The sequence below is a fragment of the Hymenobacter lutimineralis genome, assembly GCF_008271285.1.
GTDB classification, from domain to species: Bacteria; Bacteroidota; Bacteroidia; order Cytophagales; family Hymenobacteraceae; genus Hymenobacter; species Hymenobacter lutimineralis.
Genome location: NZ_VTHL01000001.1, coordinates 112,751 through 127,612, shown reverse-complemented (window position 1 = coordinate 127,612; position 14,862 = coordinate 112,751). Strand labels below are relative to the sequence as shown.

The window sequence follows — 14,862 nt, the reverse complement described above, 5'->3', positions numbered from 1 at the left end:
AGCTACGCTGCTGGCTACCACTGCACCTTTCCTTTTCTGAGTCCGGTAGAAACAAACAACGGCCGCTGAATAAGCGGCCGTTGTTTGTTTCTACCGGACTCAGTGGTTGCCTAGCGCAGCAGCACCAGCTTACCCCAGTCCTTCTTGAAGGCCTTGTCGCCGTCGGTACGGCGGTGGTCAAACTGAGTGGTCTTATCCATTAGTACGCGGTAGAGGTAGGTACCATTGGCCAGTTTGTCGCCAAACTCATCGGTGCCATCCCAGGCGTACTCGGTCACGTTGTTGCCGATGTGCAAGGGCCCGAGCTCCGCCATAGATATTTCCCGGACCACTTTGCCGGTCAGGGACATGATCTGGATTTTCATGTCCCGGGGCATTTCGGCGCCCGTCATCGTGAACACGAAGCGCGTCTTGCTGGTCACTGGGTTCGGGAAGGGGTACACATTGGTGATGGTTGAGGCATTTACTACCTCAAACGTCACTTCGTACCGCTCCGTGGAGGCCTTGGTGCCCGTTACGTCCTTGCCCTGCACCTGCAGCTTGTAGATGCCATCATCCAGCTTTTCGGGGCGGTAATCAATCTGCGCCTGTCCTTTGGCGGCATCGGCCTTGAACGTAATGGCCGGGCTGTTCATGTCGATTGGCTCGGCAAAGGTTCCGCCCGGGCGCAGCAGCAGCACCTCGAAGTTGCTGGCCTGCATGGTGCGGCGCGTATCATCATCGTGCAATACGGCTGTGATGATGGGCGTCGGCGACACGATGTCTCCGTTCAGAATGTGCTGGCCATCGAAGGCCACATCAAGCGTAGGCGGCAGGTTTTTGTCGGGGGCGTTGAACGCCACCTCCAGCTCATTGTTGAAGTAATACAGCTCCGGCTGCAACTGGGGGTTTACCACCACCTTCACCGTGGTAGCCCCGGTAAAGTCGGCCACATCTACTTTGAACAGGTAGGTTACCGTGGCGTCGGCCTTCAACGCCGCTTCCGACTCCAACTCCATGGTGCGCACCACGCTGCCGTTCTTGATGGTCGCCACGGCTTTTACCTTCTCGGCGAAGTCCACCATCGACGCATTCTGGAACACGACGGGTAGCTGCACCAAGCCGGTTTCGGCCTGCTTATCCAGGTTGTCGTAGCTGCCTGCAGCGGCCAGGTCCCGGCGCACAATACCTTCGGGAATACCTGTGTAGGTGAGCAGCCACTGCTTGAGCTGGGGCGCCTGGCGGTTGGCCTCATCCTTCAGCTCCATCTGCAGCTGCAGGTAGGGGTACTGCTCAGCCGAAATAGTGCTCAGGTCGGTGGCGCTGGTTGTTACGCCGCTGCGCACCACTTCCGTGGTGCCGTCCTTTTTCAGGCCAATAACATTGAAGGTGGCGCTGCTGGTCTCGGTTTGCTTGAGCGTGTAGTAGAGCGTGCCCCAGGTTTTGGCCGGCCCGATGCGGGTAGAGGTAATCTGCCCGGCGCTGCCGTTAGTTTGCAGGTTTTTGGTGATGACCAGCACCTGATTGGTACGAGGCGTGGTGCTGGCTATATCGGGGCCGGCTTCCTGGGCCTGCCCAGCCGTCAGGCCCTGCTGCCCAATCAGCACGAATGGGTCCCCATCTTTGAGGTCATCGATAACCTTGGAGCCCAAGCGGTTGAAGGCCGCTTTCAGATCAGCCGAAAAGGTGGAGAACCGCACCCGGTTCAGCGACACCACGGCCACGTAGTAGCCCTTGGGCACGTTGTTGAGCAGCGTCAGGAGCTGCGCCTGCTTGGCCGCGGCATTGATGTTGATGGAAGCATTCTGCGCGAAATGGTAGTAGCGCGACGACTCCAGCCCGCACGTCTGGTAAGGGCCGCCGGCTAGGTCGCTCACGAAGGACAATGTACGGGGGTTATACACCACCACCAGCAGGTTCGGCAGGTTGGTACCGCAGTCCGCACTCGACACTGGGTCGTTACCCAGCTGCGCGCCGTAGGCCGCGTTGTAGGTAATGCCGTTGCCGGTGCCCCCGCCAGCGGTGCGCAGCGTCAACGGTAGCTGGCTGCTCTCAAACTTCCACTCCATGCCGGGGCGCGAAAGACTCAGGCCAGTAATATCGTCGCGGTCGAACTGCCCGTAGTGACTTTGCGACCAGCCCCCGGGACTGTCCGGAATCACCCGGAACGAGCTGGTAGACCAGCCCCCTTCTTCATCGACGGCGGGCGTCTGGAAGCGCATGCGCCAGTAGTACACCACGCTGTCCTGGCCAGCGGCGGGAGCCGGCAGCGTGGGCCGCCAATCGGGCGTGACGCTGGCCGTAACCGTCGCCTGCAGGCGGGCCGGGCTGTTAAACGTGGGCACCGTGTCCAGCTCCATTTCGTAGACGCGGCTGGTCGCCAACGGATTGTTGTTCTGTCCGATCAGGTGTACACTCTGCGAAGACACAATGGCAAACTCGCCCGGCGAAAGCAGCGTGATACCGCCCTGCAGGAAGTTGTAAGTCAGCGTAGCCTGGTTGTTGTTCTCGTTGAGCTCGGCCAGTTGGTTGGCGGCATCCACGGCCACCGTGAAGGTGTTTTGCCCGAAGACGTTGCCCGTATTGTCGAAGTTGAACGTGAGCAGCGTATCCCGGCCGATGGAAGGCGCAGTGATAGTAAGTACGTCGTTGGGGCGGCTGCTGGAAGCCGGATAGGCCCGCGTTACGGTTACGGTCACCGGGTCGGTCGTCCACTTGCCCAGGTTACCCGTGCCCACCTGCACGCGGAAGCTGGCGGAGTTGGCATCTACCTTGGTTTGCCCGGCTCCGGGCAGCAGCTTCACCTGCGTATCACTGGTGTAGTAATCGGGCTTTTCCGGGGCGTAGAGGTGTACCAGCGGGTCGCCCTGCCAGATGGTATTCATCACCAGGGACGTGGAGTGCGGGTCGTTGGGGAACTTGGCCAGCACGCGTTCAGCCACTTCCCGGAACACCACCGGTACGGGTTTACCATACCACTTGGGGTCGTTGAACAAAGCCCGGTACATGTTATTGCAGTAGTAGTCGAGCTGGTTTTCGTAGCCAAAATCCGAGTCAGCCAGGAAGCCGATGGCGCCTTTCTGCGGGGCCAGCAACCAGTTTTCGCCCACGGAAGTAGTGCCGGCAATAAAGGAATTGCCCCCGGCGCACCCATTGATGAGAAACACCGGATACTTGCCCTGGTTGTTGTAGCCATTCACCGGGTCGTTGGGGTTGCCCAGGTTCAGGTCGTACTCCGTGGGGGAGCCGTGGCCAAAGTAGGTAATCAGCGAGAGGCCAGCATTCAGCTCATCGGCAATGTTGACGTTCACCGGGGTTTTGCCAATGGTCGTGCGAGTGATGGTGCGCACCACTTTCCCCCCGAACAGGGGACGTTCCGCCAGCGCCTTGTAGTCGTCTACGTAGCCCCGAAACTGCAGAAACTGCGCTTCGTCCTCGCCCCCGGAGAGGTGCAGGATGTTCTTGCGCCAGGGCTCATTGCCCAGTTGCTCGTATTCTTTCAGCTTAGCCAGGTAGTTGGCCACTTCCTGGGACGTGCGCGCCGGTATGCGGCCCGTGGGTATTTCAGCCAGGTAAGAGCCGGTTTCCCAGTTAGCAGAAAAGAAGATATCAGAGGCAGCCCGCGTAGAAGCTGGCACCAGGTTTTTTTCGGGCAAGCGGGCCTCGTACTGGCGGTACTGCACGTTGCCGGGGCCGTTAGGCACGTTGCCCCGCTCCCCGGTTTGCAGGCCACGGCCGAGCAGCAGCAGGTTGCGGTCGGCGCGGGGAGCTTCGGCCAGCAGCCACTTCACAAAACGCCGAACACCCAGCGGCGAGCTTTCACCATAGTGGTGCAGGTCGTAGAGCTGCTGGGCCGTGACCACCAGCGTATCCTGCTTGCCACCGGCCACCGAGGCCCGGTACTCAGCGTAGGCCCGCACGGGGTTGGTTACGTCGGTAGCCGCTTTCATTAGCGTGGGGTGGCTGATGATGATAAAGCCAGCCTTAGCTGCTTCGATGGCCCGGAAGGAAACCTGGCGGGCCGGCAGCGGAACCTGGGGGCGGTTACTATCGGCAATCAGGAGCTTGCGCGTCTGACCATCGGCCGAGGGAAATACGAACCCACGCTTGTTCTCGCCCAGCGACACGCCCGTGATGCGCTGCACGGCGTAGGGGTCGGTGATGTCGTAGCCCCGGGCTGTGGCCGGAATGGAGTCCAGGGCGTAGTACGCCGGGCCGGCCAGGGTGGAGTCGTTCTGAAAGGTAATGGCGCGGGCCTTGCCCCAGCGCGAAACCTGCGGGTAGCGCAACCGGAAATAAGCAATGCGGAACCGGTCACTGGGCTCAGCCACGATATCGTGGATGGCAAAGTTCACATCGAGCTTGCCATTGGTCCCTATCTCACTGGGGTTGATATCGTAGGTGGTGCCGGCCGTAGCAAAGGCCTTGTACGACAAGGAGCCCAGGGCCCGGGGCGTAGTGCCCTTGCCCTGCGGAATTACCGTAAAATCGGTAACGTGATTGTAGCGGGAGCTGCCCACTACCACAATATCCAGCTGCGGTAAGGGCCCCGTGCGCACCAAGTTCCGGATGCTGTCCATGGTCTGGGTTTCCTTGGGGTAGCCCGCGTGGAACTGGCCCGAGAGGTAGGCTTCGCCGGTTTCGGCCCAGGCCTGGAAGGACAGGACGCTGTTGTCGCCCGCCAGGTAATCGTGCGTGTACATCGTCATCCGCGTCTGGATGCGGTAAGGATGCGCGGCCACGGTTGCCTCCACGGCGGGCTCGGCCATGCGCTTGCCCAGGGTGCCGGCCTTCCAGGTCAGGAAGTAAGCCGCCGTATCCGTAAACATGCTGTAGAGAGCGTGGGGCTGGTCGCCTTTCTTTTTATACAGGGGCCGGTCGAGCTGGCCGTCGTTGCGCTGGCCGAAGAACTCGATGAAGGTGGTAGCATCGAGCGTGGTCTGGCTACCACCTACGTAGATGGGCACCTCCTTGCCCCGGCGCCAGAGCTGAAACTCCTCGGGCTTTACCCCCGAGATGCCCGCCTTGGTTAGGTAGTCGTAGTCGAGCCGGTAGATACCGTCGCGGGCAATCCTGATTTTATAGTAAGGCTGCCCACTGACAATCCACTCGTTGCCGTAGGTCCCGGACTGAGCCAGCAGTGGCCCCGCCGGCAGCAGCAGGCACAGCAGCAGCAGCCAGGAGCCCCAGTTTAGCCGGGCTTTTGTGTAGGAGTTATCCATCGTATAAAACGTTGTCGTTTACTTAAAAAGAAAATGCCGCGGCCCTTGGTTTTAGCACTTAGTGAAACCCGTAGCCCAGCGACACAATAATGGAGTTGGTTTTGGCCTGCTCCACCGCCAGGCGCGACAAGGCCACGTCCAGGCGCAGGCCGCTGGCCGTGAAGCCCACGCCCAGGCTGGGCTGGGCCCGCCAGCTTTCTTTGGTAGAAGTGGTTCCTTCTATTTTCTGAAAGTTGCTGACCCCGGCCCGGAGAAACGCCACGTTGTTGTAGCCGATTTCCAGCCCCAGCTTGGGGTCGATGCTCACAAAGCTGGTGGAAACGGCCGTGTTGCGCTGCCCGTCGGTGGTCATTTCCAGGTCGGTGGCCACCAGGGCCGTGAACTGCCCCGGCAGCTTCACGTTGTAGGCGGCCCCCAGCACAAAACGGGGCAGGGTAATTTCCGAGCTGCTTTTCGGAATCGATAGGGTGTCGTTGGTGCTTTCCCGAAACTTGTCGGAGTTGATAGACCAAGCGGTGATGGTGGTGGTAATGTCGCGGGCCATCAGCCCTAGGCGCCAGTTGCCGCGCTGGTACTGGGCCCCGGCATCAAAGCCAAACCCCCAGGCCGTGGCAAAGCTGCCCACGTTGCGGTACACAATTTTGCCGCTGCCACCCAGCGTAAGGCCTTCAGGACCCAGCTTGCGGGCGTAGGAAAGCAGTAAGGCGTAGTCGGCCACCGAGAAGTAACTGATGCGGCTGTAGTCGATTTGCCCGTACTCATTCACCAAAGCCCGGGTGTCGGCAATGTCGTCTACCCCCAGGCGGATGATGCTGGCCCCGATGGCGCTTTTCTCGTCCAGAGGCATGGCAAAGGCCGCGTAGTCGTTTTTGACGATGCCGGAAAAGAGCTCCGAGTGCATGAGCACGGCATCGTACTTGGCCTTCTGATTCAGGAGGCCCGCCGGGTTCCAGTAGCCGGCCGTGGCATCCTGGGCCAGGCTCACCTGGGTATTGCCCATGCCCAGGGCACGGCCCCCCACCCCAATGTTCAAAAACTCATTGGCGTATTTGGGCGTGTTGTCGGTGCTCTGGGCTAGGGCAGCTGACGTGAGGCCCAAACCCAGGCCCATGGCTCCCAGCAAGCGGGAAAAACGGAAGAAGTGCTTCATACGCGGAATAACAATTCGGGGAACGGAGTGGCTGGCTAACGCAAAGGTCCACTGAATAGTGCACGGAATATATCGGTTTTCGACCAAGTATCCTCCGGGCTCGACCAGCCGGAAATACCTACGCGCCAGCCCTGCCAATCAGACTTCAAAGCTCCGCAAAAAGTGCCAATTCTGGCCAGAAAAAGGCCCCTACCGAAAAACATAAAAATATTTTCACCTAGTACCTTGCGTTGCATAGTACCTTTCAATATCTTTGTCTCATTCTTCATCCACTACCACGCATCCCTCCTATGAAAGTAGAGAACACCCAAGTGCAGATGCGGAAGGGCATTCTAGAGTTTTGCATTCTGGAAATCATTGCCCGGGGCGAGGTCTACGCTTCCGACATGCTAGAAGAGCTGACGGCAGCCCGTATGATTGTGGTAGAGGGCACCCTCTATCCCTTGCTCACCCGCCTTAAGAACGCCGGCTTGCTGGATTATACCTGGAAGGAGTCGGTTTCCGGCCCGCCCCGCAAGTACTACACCCTCACGGACGTAGGGCAGGAATTCCTGCACCAGCTGCGCCTCACCTGGGAGGAAATCGAGGAGTCCATCCAGATCATCCGCTCCCAGCCTTCCACCCCTACCCCCGCCGCCGAGTAACGGCCGGCAGTTTCTGACCAGTACTTCCTGAACCGCAGCACCAGATGAAAAAGAACATCAGTATCAACCTGCAGGGCCTGATCTTCCACATTGAAGAAGATGGCTACGAAGTCCTCGGCCGCTACCTGGCCGAAGTACGGGCGCACTTCTCCGGCTACCCCGGCCACGAGGAAATTGTGGCCGACATTGAGGGCCGCATTGCCGAGCTGTTCGCCGCCCGCCTTTCTGCCACCAAGCAAGTCATTACGCTCAGCGACGTGGAGGAAATGACCGCCAAGATGGGCCGTGTCAGCGAGTTTCAGTCGGCCGATGAGCTGGACGAGGACGAGCTGGAGCAGGCCGTAGCCACGGGCCGCATGCCCCAGGCCGCGCCGGCTGCCGGCGCGGGTACCACCACCGCTGATGCCGAGCCCCGCCGCCTCTACCGCGACATGGCCAACCGCAAAATTGCTGGGGTAGCCGCCGGTATTGCCCGCTACTTCAGCGTGAACCCGCTTTGGGTGCGCCTGGGCTTCCTGGCGTTGCTCTTCATCAAGCCGCTTGTGCGCAGTGTTATCGATTTCGACGACAACATCGTGCGCTTCGAAGGCTTCGACCTCGGCGGACTATCGGTGCTCACCTACATCATCCTTTGGATTGCGCTGCCGAAAAAGTACGATGCCACGCCGGCTGATGAAGACCCTACCTTCAAGAAGCTGTACCGCGACACCGATACGGGCAAAATAGGCGGGGTATCCGCCGGTCTGGCCGCCTACTTTAAAACGGATGTGGTCCTGTTCCGCCTGCTGTTCGTGCTGGGCATCTTTGTCGGCTTCGGCATTCCGCTCTATATCGTGCTCTGGATTCTACTGCCGGAGGCCAAAACGGCCTCCGACAGACTCCGGATGCGGGGCGACGCCGTTACCCTCTCAGGCATCGACTCCTCGGTGCGTAACCAGGCCGCCGATGGCAGCTCGGGGCGCCCGGTAGGCACCTTCCTGGAAGAGTTTTTTCGCAACCTGCGTCCCCTGTTCAGCGTTCTGGGTACCCTGCTGCGCGTTGCCGCTGCTTTCTTCCTGATCCTCATTGGCTTTTCCCTGCTTATCGGCACCATCATCATGCTGGGTGCCGGCCTGGGCATCTTCACCTCCGAGCAGTTTGAAATAGACGGCGTAGCGGCGGCCACGGTCCTGGGCGACCTGCCCGGCTGGTTCCTGCTCAGCGCCTTTCTCTCAGCCTTCATTCCGGCCCTGGCCATGCTGCTGGCGGGCGTTGGCCTACTGCTGCGCCGCTCCATCCTGAGCCGCACGGCTTCGCTTACCCTGCTGGGTCTCTGGCTGCTAGGCGTTGTAGGCTCGGTAATGGGTGGCGTGCACATCAGCCGCAACTTCCAGCGCGAAGGCGAGCAAACCCAGGATGTATCGTTTCCGCAGCTGAATGCCCGCACGGTGCGGCTGGAGCTGCGCGACCTGGAAGAAGGCAAGTGGACGGGCTCGGTGCTGCAAGTGGCCGATAGCGGCCAGGTAATCAGCGTACTGCGTGCGGCCAGCGCCCGGGGCGTGACGGAGGAAGAAGCGGCCCGCACGGCTGGTTCCAGCGTCTCGTACCAGATGCGCAGCCTCAACGACTCCACCCTCATATTCGACAACCACTTCCGCATTGCGGCTGGCTCGCCCCTGCGCGACCAGGAGCTGATGCTGACCCTGCGCCTGCCCCGCGACCGGCGCTACCGCATGAGCCGCGACTTTGCTCACTGGCTGGGCAGCGAGTTTTTCGTGGGTGACGACATCCCCGAAGATGTGGAGAACCGCACCTTTCAGCTGCGCGGCAACAAGCTGGAGTGCATTGGCTGCCCGCCCAGCACCAATACCGACGAGGATAATGACAACGATGACGACTTCGACATCGATGTGGACTCAGACGGCTCGGCCATCAACATCGACTTGGGCAGCCCCGATTTCGACACCGACCTGGACGCCTACGGCGACGGCCGCCGGACCTTCAACGTGGATGATTTCAACAGCATTGAAGCCAGCGGAGCCTACCGCATTGTAGTACGCCGCGGCGACAGCTACCAGATTGAAGCCGCCGGGGAGGAGCGCGACCTGCGCCAGCTGCGCATCGAAACCGTGGGCGACGGGCTGCGCATCCGGTCCGAGCGCGACGGATTGTTCGGATTTTCCGGCACTAAGGAGCCTATCCTGGTGCGGGTGCAGCTGCCGGAGCTCGTCCACCTCGACCTTAGCGGCGCCTGCCGCGCCGATGTGTCGGGCTTCCAGGGCAAAGCCTTGCAGGTAGAGCAGAGCGGGGCCAGCATGGTGAAGCTGGATGTGAACGTGCCGCGACTGGAGCTGGATCTGAGCGGGGCCTGCAATACGGCGGTGCGCGGAGAAGCGTCGGAGCTGGATGTTGAAGGCTCGGGCGTGTGCAAAATTGAAGCCCTGCGCCTGCAAACCAACCGCGCCACCATCGACCTATCGGGCGCCAGCCGGGCCCGGGTGCGGGTAGCCGAGAAACTCCGCGCCGAGGTAACGGGCTCCAGCCACGTCGACTACGCCGGCAACCCTACCAGCGTGCAGAAAGACGAGTCGGGCGGCTCCCGGGTGCGGGCCATCAGCTCCGCCAGCAGCGAGGAAACATCGGACTCAGACGAGGAATAACATCGAGCACACTTACTGGTTTACCAGATAAGCAGCTGACGTTCCGCTCTTTCGGGCACGTATAAATCAGCTGCGACGGGGCTTTGAAAAAAAAGAAGCGGGACAGGCAACTAACCGTACCTGTCCCGCCTCTATACAAGCGGTGAATATGAGGTAAGAGGGGTTTATTTGGTGAGTGAGTGATGCCCCTGAGGAAGCCCTTTGGCCTGACCCTGCTGCAACAGGAAGGCAAAGGCTTCCTCATACTCGTTTCGAATCTTGCCATCCAGAATGGCTTCCAGCACGGCTTCCTTCAGCTCGCCCACTTCCCGGGAAGGCTTCAGCCCAAACGTCTGCATAATCACTTCCCCGGTAATCACGGGCTTGAAGTTGCGTAGGTGGTCTTTCTCCTCTACCTCCTTCAGCTTTTCCTCCACCCGCTCGAAGTTGCGCAGGTAGCGCGCCACGCGCTGGTGGTCTTTGCTGGTAATATCAGCCTTGCAGAGGAGCATCAGCCGATCTATTTCGTCGCCGGCCTCGAAGAGCAGACGGCGCACGGCGGAGTCCGTTACGGTTTCTTTTACCAGCGCAATGGGGCGCAGGTGCAGCCGCACCAGCTTCTGCACCTGGCGCATTTCTTCCCCCAGCGGCAATTTCAAATCGGTGAAGATGGCTGGCGTCCAGCGGGCGCCTTTGTCTTCGTGGCCGTGGAAGGTCCACCCTACCCGGGGGTCGAAGCGCTTGGTGGCGGGCTTGGCAATGTCGTGCAGAATGGCGGCCCAGCGCAGCCACAGGTCGCCGCCGGCTTCGGCCACGTTGTCGAGCACCTGCAGGGTGTGGTAGAAATTGTCTTTGTGGGCGTGCTGCCCGCGCTTTTCCACGCCCTGCAGCTGGGCCATGCGCGGAAAAATCAGCTGAAGCAGCCCCGAGCTAAACAGCAGCTTGAAGCCGTAGCTAGGCTTGGGAGCCAGAATCAGCTTGTTCAGCTCGTCGGTTATCCGCTCCTGCGACACAATCTTGATGCGCTCCTTGTTGCGGGCAATGGCATCGAAGGTATCGGGCTCGATATCGAAGTTGAGCTGGGCGGCAAAGCGCACAGCCCGCATCATGCGCAGCGGGTCGTCGGAAAAAGTAATGTCGGGGTCGAGGGGCGTGCGGATGATTTTACGGCGCAGGTCGCCTATGCCGTCGTAGCGGTCTACGAGGGCCCCAAAGTCTTCGGGATTGAGGCTCAGGCCCAGGGCGTTGATGGTAAAGTCGCGGCGGGCCAGGTCTTCTTCCAGGGTGCCGGCTTCCACCTCAGGCTTGCGGCTCTCGGCCCGGTAGCTTTCTTTGCGGGCGCCCACAAACTCAATTTCCACCTCCGGGGTGGGGAGCATGGCCGTGCCGAAGTTCTTGAATACCGTCACGCGGGGCCGGGAAGGCAGCCGCTGCCCCACGGCCTGGGCCAGCCGGATACCGTCGCCCACGCACACCACGTCCACATCTTTGCTGGGGCGCTCCAGGGCCAGGTCGCGCACGAAGCCCCCAATCACGTAGGCGGGGTAGCCCAGCTCGCCGGCCGCGTCGGCAATGGTATGGAACAAGGGTAACTCGGGAAGCTGGGGAAGTTTCATGCGCGGTGCCGTAAGCCAAACAAGCTGCAAAGGTAACGGCTGCCCAGGTACTTCCACTGCTCTGCCACGCCTTCTGGCTACCGGCCTAGTCGCGCAGCACCGTCAGGGTGCCATCGGCTTCTACCCGCACCACGCGCGAAGGCGCAGCCGACTTCGTATCGTCCTGCCGCCAGTTTGCCACGTAATCCACGGCCCGCACCAGCTCCGGGCTCACCTCCTTATACATAGCAGCGGCGGGCTCCCCACTGAAGTTGGCCGAAGTAGCGACCAGTCCGTGGCCCAGGCGCCGCACAATTTTGTGGGTAAACTCGTCCTGGGAGATGCGCAGGCCAATGGTGCCGTCGGGGGCCTGCAGGCTGGGGGCTACCTGGGAGCTGGCCGGCACCACGTAGGTAGTGGGGCGGGTTTCGGCGGCCAGCAGCTCCGGCAAGTTGGCCGGCACCACGGCCGCGTAGCGGGCAAACATCTGCTCGTCGGCCACCAGAATCAGGCAGGGCTTACCGGGCGGCCGTTTTTTCAGCGCATACAGCCGGTCTATCACCCGCGGGAGCTCGGCGTCGCAGCCCAGGCCCCACACGGTGTCGGTGGGATACAGAATGATTTGCTGCAGCAACAAGGCATCCACGGCCGCGTCTACTTCCTGGCGAAAAAAATTACTCATGGTGGGCTGTTAGTTTATAAGAAAGGTAGGCCAGAATATCCCCGGTACCGCGGCTGTAGCAGGCGTTGGCCGGCTACGGCTGCAGTGTCTGCCAGGCGGCCGACTCCGGAATACTCTGGCACAGCTCTACCAGTACGCCCGCGGCCGATTTCGGGTGCACAAAACACACCAGCTTATTGTCGGCCCCGCGCTTGGGCTCCTCGTTCAGCAGGGTAAAGCCCTCAGCCCGGAGCCGCGCCATTTCCGCCCGAATGTCGTCTACTTCAAACGCCACGTGGTGAATTCCTTCGGGTTTCTTTTCCAGAAACCGGGTAATAGCGCTACTCGGGCTGGTGCCGGCCAGCAGCTCAATCTTGGAGCCGCCCACCTGGAAAAACACCGTATCCACGGCTTCACTGGCCACGTGTTCCTGCTTATAAGGCGCTACGCCCAGCAGGCGCGTGTACAGCTCGGTGGCGGCGGCCAGGTCGTGAACGGCCAGGCCCAGGTGTTCCAGATTGGTGAGCATAAGCAGGGTGCGAAAAATGAGGTGGCGCTAGGTAGCCAACCTTGTTTGGATTGTGTCTATTTTTGTAGCGTAAAAGTAAACCTCCTTCCCGGTTTGGCTGTTTCAATGGAGAATAATTCTCCACTGGCTACCTTTGCCGGTGAATTTCATCCGACGCCCCAAGCACCATGCTGAAGCTGCCAATTTACCTTGATAACAACGCGACTACGCCGCTGGACCCGCGCGTGTTGGAAGCCATGCTCCCGTACTTCACCGAGCATTTCGGCAACGCGGCCTCCCGCAACCACCCCTTTGGCTGGCAGGCGGAGGAAGCCGTAGACTATGCCCGCGAGCAGATTGCCGCCCTCATCAACTGCGACCCCAAGGAAATTATCTTCACTTCGGGCGCTACGGAGTCGGATAACTTGGCCATTAAGGGCGTATATGAGATGTATGCCCAGAAAGGCAACCACATCATCACGGCCACCACGGAGCACAAAGCCGTGCTGGATACGTGCAAGCACCTCGAGAAGCAGGGTGCCCGCGTAACCTATCTGCCCGTGGACGCGGAAGGCCTCATCAGCTTGGCCGAGCTGGAAGCCGCCATGACGCCCCAGACCATTCTGGTGGCCATCATGTACGGCAACAATGAAACCGGCACGATTCAGCCCATCCGCGAAATTGCCGCCATTGCCCACAAGCACGGCGCCCTGTTCATGACCGATGGCACCCAAGCCGTGGGCAAAATCCCGGTAGACGTGCTGGCCGATGGCATCGACCTGATGGCCTTTACCGGCCACAAGTTCTACGGCCCCAAGGGCATTGGCGCCCTGTACGTGCGCCGCAAGAACCCCCGCGTGAAAGTTACCGCCCAGATGGACGGTGGCGGCCACGAGCGGGGCATGCGCTCCGGCACGCTCAACGTACCCGGCATTGTGGGCCTGGGCAAGGCTTGCGAGCTGGCCCGCCTGGAAATGGCTGCCGACACCGCCCGTCTCAGCGCCATGCGCGACCGGCTGGAAAAAGAGTTGCTCACGCTGGAAGAAAGCTACGTGAACGGCTCGGTTACGCACCGTCTGCCCCACGTCACCAACATCTCCTTCAAGTACGTGGAAGGCGAAGGCCTGATGATGGGCGTGAAGGACTTGGCGGTATCGTCGGGCTCGGCCTGTACTTCGGCCTCGCTGGAGCCTTCGTACGTACTCAAGGCCCTGGGCCTGAGCGACGACCTGGCGCACTCTTCCCTACGCTTCGGCCTGAGCCGCTTTACCACCGATGAGCAGATCGACTACGCCATCGGCCACGTAAAAGAAGCGGTAACCAAGCTCCGTGAAATGTCTCCCCTGTGGGAAATGTTCAAGGAAGGCATCGACCTCAACTCTATTGAGTGGGCTGAACATTAATTTTTAGCGCTTAGAATTGAAAACCAGGAATGTTACCTTGGTTTTCGCTCTAGGTTCTGAGTTCTAAAATCTGACTTTTAATTTCAATAAAGCCATGGCTTACTCCGATAAGGTAATCGACCATTACAGCAACCCCCGCAACGTGGGCACGCTGGACAAAAGCAAGAAGAACGTTGGTACCGGCCTCGTAGGCGCCCCTGAGTGCGGCGACGTGATGCGCCTGCAGATTGAGGTAGACGAAGCTACCAACACCATCACCGACGCCAAATTCAAAACCTTCGGCTGCGGCTCGGCCATTGCGTCGTCGTCGCTGGCGACGGAGTGGCTGAAAGGCAAAACGGTAGATGAGGCGCTGGCCATCGATAACATGGAGATTGTGGAAGAACTGGCGCTGCCGCCCGTGAAAATCCACTGCTCGGTGCTGGCCGAAGACGCCATTAAGTCGGCCATCAACGACTACCGCGTGAAAAACGGCCTGCCGGAGCTGGAAATAGCCAAGTCGCACCACTAATAGAACTGAGAAACTAGAAGTGAGAAGTTAGCCTCCATGTATCGGGGTTGACTTCTCACTTCTCAGTTCGAACCTCTCACTTCTACATAAATGGAAGTTTCCCAGGACGTGCACGTCGAGAGTGCGCGCATTCAGCGGCAGATTGAAGAGCATCTGGGTTTGGGTCCCGGCGGCTTGCTGTTTGAATTCCGACAGCTGGAGCGGGGGCAGGTACGGCTGGATCTGATTACCGTGAATCCGCGCCACCACCAGAGCTTCCTGTTTCGCTACGAGGTAGGCTACGACCGGCTCGATGCCCTGCGCAAAATGCTGGCCTACGTGCAAAGTGCCCGCGACGTGGAAAGCTCCTACACTATTCAGTGGCGGGCCCGCGGCGACAAGGAACTGCACACCTCTTACTTCCGCGCCCACAACCCCTACGAAGCGCTGGACAAGCTGTACTACGGCCGCGACCAAACCACGCTTACCGTATTCAGCGTAGTACTGAATCCTTCATCTTAGTTTGCTGTTGGTGTCTTAAGGGTTTGAAGCTTGGTTTTTTGTTCCGGCCAAACGGAACGACCACCAAGCG

General features: G+C 60.2%; 10 protein-coding genes. 5 read left to right on the top strand and 5 right to left on the bottom strand.

Annotated elements, in window-relative coordinates:
- Window positions 1–110 precede the first annotated feature (110 nt).
- Both porU2 and FY528_RS00510 read right to left on the bottom strand, forming a co-directional pair.
- Window positions 111–5,201 carry a putative type IX secretion system sortase PorU2 gene (gene porU2 / locus FY528_RS00515; RefSeq protein WP_149069034.1) on the bottom strand — a complete coding sequence of 1,697 codons (5,091 nt, stop codon included), beginning with the start codon at window positions 5,199–5,201 and terminating at the stop codon, window positions 111–113.
- Between the two features lie 58 nt (window positions 5,202–5,259).
- Complete coding sequence (locus tag FY528_RS00510; RefSeq protein ID WP_149069033.1) at window positions 5,260–6,351, bottom strand: putative type IX sorting system protein PorV2; 1,092 nt, start codon at window positions 6,349–6,351, stop codon at window positions 5,260–5,262.
- Between the two features lie 290 nt (window positions 6,352–6,641).
- Between FY528_RS00510 and FY528_RS00505 the strand changes: the two genes are divergently transcribed.
- Together FY528_RS00505 and FY528_RS00500 are read left to right on the top strand one after the other, a co-directional pair.
- Window positions 6,642–6,995 (top strand): PadR family transcriptional regulator, encoded by a 354-nt coding sequence (locus tag FY528_RS00505; protein WP_149069032.1) that lies wholly within the window; start codon window positions 6,642–6,644, stop codon window positions 6,993–6,995.
- 44 nt (window positions 6,996–7,039) lie between these two features.
- Entirely contained in the window at window positions 7,040–9,634 is a 2,595-nt protein-coding gene (locus FY528_RS00500; RefSeq protein WP_149069031.1) for a GIN domain-containing protein, read from the top strand.
- Between the two features lie 164 nt (window positions 9,635–9,798).
- On the opposite strand, the gene FY528_RS00495 is transcribed toward FY528_RS00500, so the two are convergent.
- The 3 genes from FY528_RS00495 to mce all read right to left on the bottom strand — a co-directional run bounded on the left by FY528_RS00495 (window position 9,799) and on the right by mce (window position 12,398).
- Complete coding sequence (locus tag FY528_RS00495) at window positions 9,799–11,229, bottom strand: CCA tRNA nucleotidyltransferase (RefSeq protein WP_149069030.1); 1,431 nt, start codon at window positions 11,227–11,229, stop codon at window positions 9,799–9,801.
- An 85-nt stretch (window positions 11,230–11,314) separates the two neighbouring features.
- Entirely contained in the window at window positions 11,315–11,890 is a 576-nt protein-coding gene (locus tag FY528_RS00490) for an L-threonylcarbamoyladenylate synthase (protein ID WP_149069029.1), read from the bottom strand.
- A 73-nt stretch (window positions 11,891–11,963) separates the two neighbouring features.
- Window positions 11,964–12,398 (bottom strand): methylmalonyl-CoA epimerase, encoded by a 435-nt coding sequence (gene mce, locus FY528_RS00485; protein ID WP_149069028.1) that lies wholly within the window; start codon window positions 12,396–12,398, stop codon window positions 11,964–11,966.
- Window positions 12,399–12,565: 167 nt separating this feature from the next.
- On the opposite strand from mce, the gene FY528_RS00480 reads away from it, so the two are divergent.
- From FY528_RS00480 to FY528_RS00470, 3 genes are all read left to right on the top strand, one after another.
- Window positions 12,566–13,780, top strand: a complete 1,215-nt coding sequence (locus FY528_RS00480) for an IscS subfamily cysteine desulfurase (RefSeq protein ID WP_308418664.1) — start codon at window positions 12,566–12,568, stop codon at window positions 13,778–13,780.
- Between the two features lie 94 nt (window positions 13,781–13,874).
- Window positions 13,875–14,291 (top strand): Fe-S cluster assembly scaffold IscU, encoded by a 417-nt coding sequence (gene iscU / locus FY528_RS00475; RefSeq protein ID WP_149069027.1) that lies wholly within the window; start codon window positions 13,875–13,877, stop codon window positions 14,289–14,291.
- A gap of 90 nt (window positions 14,292–14,381) precedes the next feature.
- Window positions 14,382–14,792, top strand: a complete 411-nt coding sequence (locus FY528_RS00470) for a hypothetical protein (protein WP_149069026.1) — start codon at window positions 14,382–14,384, stop codon at window positions 14,790–14,792.
- Window positions 14,793–14,862 lie beyond the last annotated feature (70 nt).

What these genes read in the sequence shown, in the direction of transcription:
- FY528_RS00505 (WP_149069032.1), top strand. Translation starts at nt 6,642, where the DNA reads ATGAAAGTAGAGAACACCCAAGTGCAGATGCGGAAGGGCATTCTAGAG.
- iscU (WP_149069027.1), top strand. Translation starts at nt 13,875, where the DNA reads ATGGCTTACTCCGATAAGGTAATCGACCATTACAGCAACCCCCGCAAC.
- porU2 (WP_149069034.1), bottom strand. Translation starts at nt 5,201, where the DNA reads ATGGATAACTCCTACACAAAAGCCCGGCTAAACTGGGGCTCCTGGCTG.
- FY528_RS00470 (WP_149069026.1), top strand. Translation starts at nt 14,382, where the DNA reads ATGGAAGTTTCCCAGGACGTGCACGTCGAGAGTGCGCGCATTCAGCGG.
- FY528_RS00495 (WP_149069030.1), bottom strand. Translation starts at nt 11,229, where the DNA reads ATGAAACTTCCCCAGCTTCCCGAGTTACCCTTGTTCCATACCATTGCC.
- FY528_RS00490 (WP_149069029.1), bottom strand. Translation starts at nt 11,890, where the DNA reads ATGAGTAATTTTTTTCGCCAGGAAGTAGACGCGGCCGTGGATGCCTTG.
- FY528_RS00500 (WP_149069031.1), top strand. Translation starts at nt 7,040, where the DNA reads ATGAAAAAGAACATCAGTATCAACCTGCAGGGCCTGATCTTCCACATT.
- FY528_RS00480 (WP_308418664.1), top strand. Translation starts at nt 12,566, where the DNA reads ATGCTGAAGCTGCCAATTTACCTTGATAACAACGCGACTACGCCGCTG.
- mce (WP_149069028.1), bottom strand. Translation starts at nt 12,398, where the DNA reads ATGCTCACCAATCTGGAACACCTGGGCCTGGCCGTTCACGACCTGGCC.
- FY528_RS00510 (WP_149069033.1), bottom strand. Translation starts at nt 6,351, where the DNA reads ATGAAGCACTTCTTCCGTTTTTCCCGCTTGCTGGGAGCCATGGGCCTG.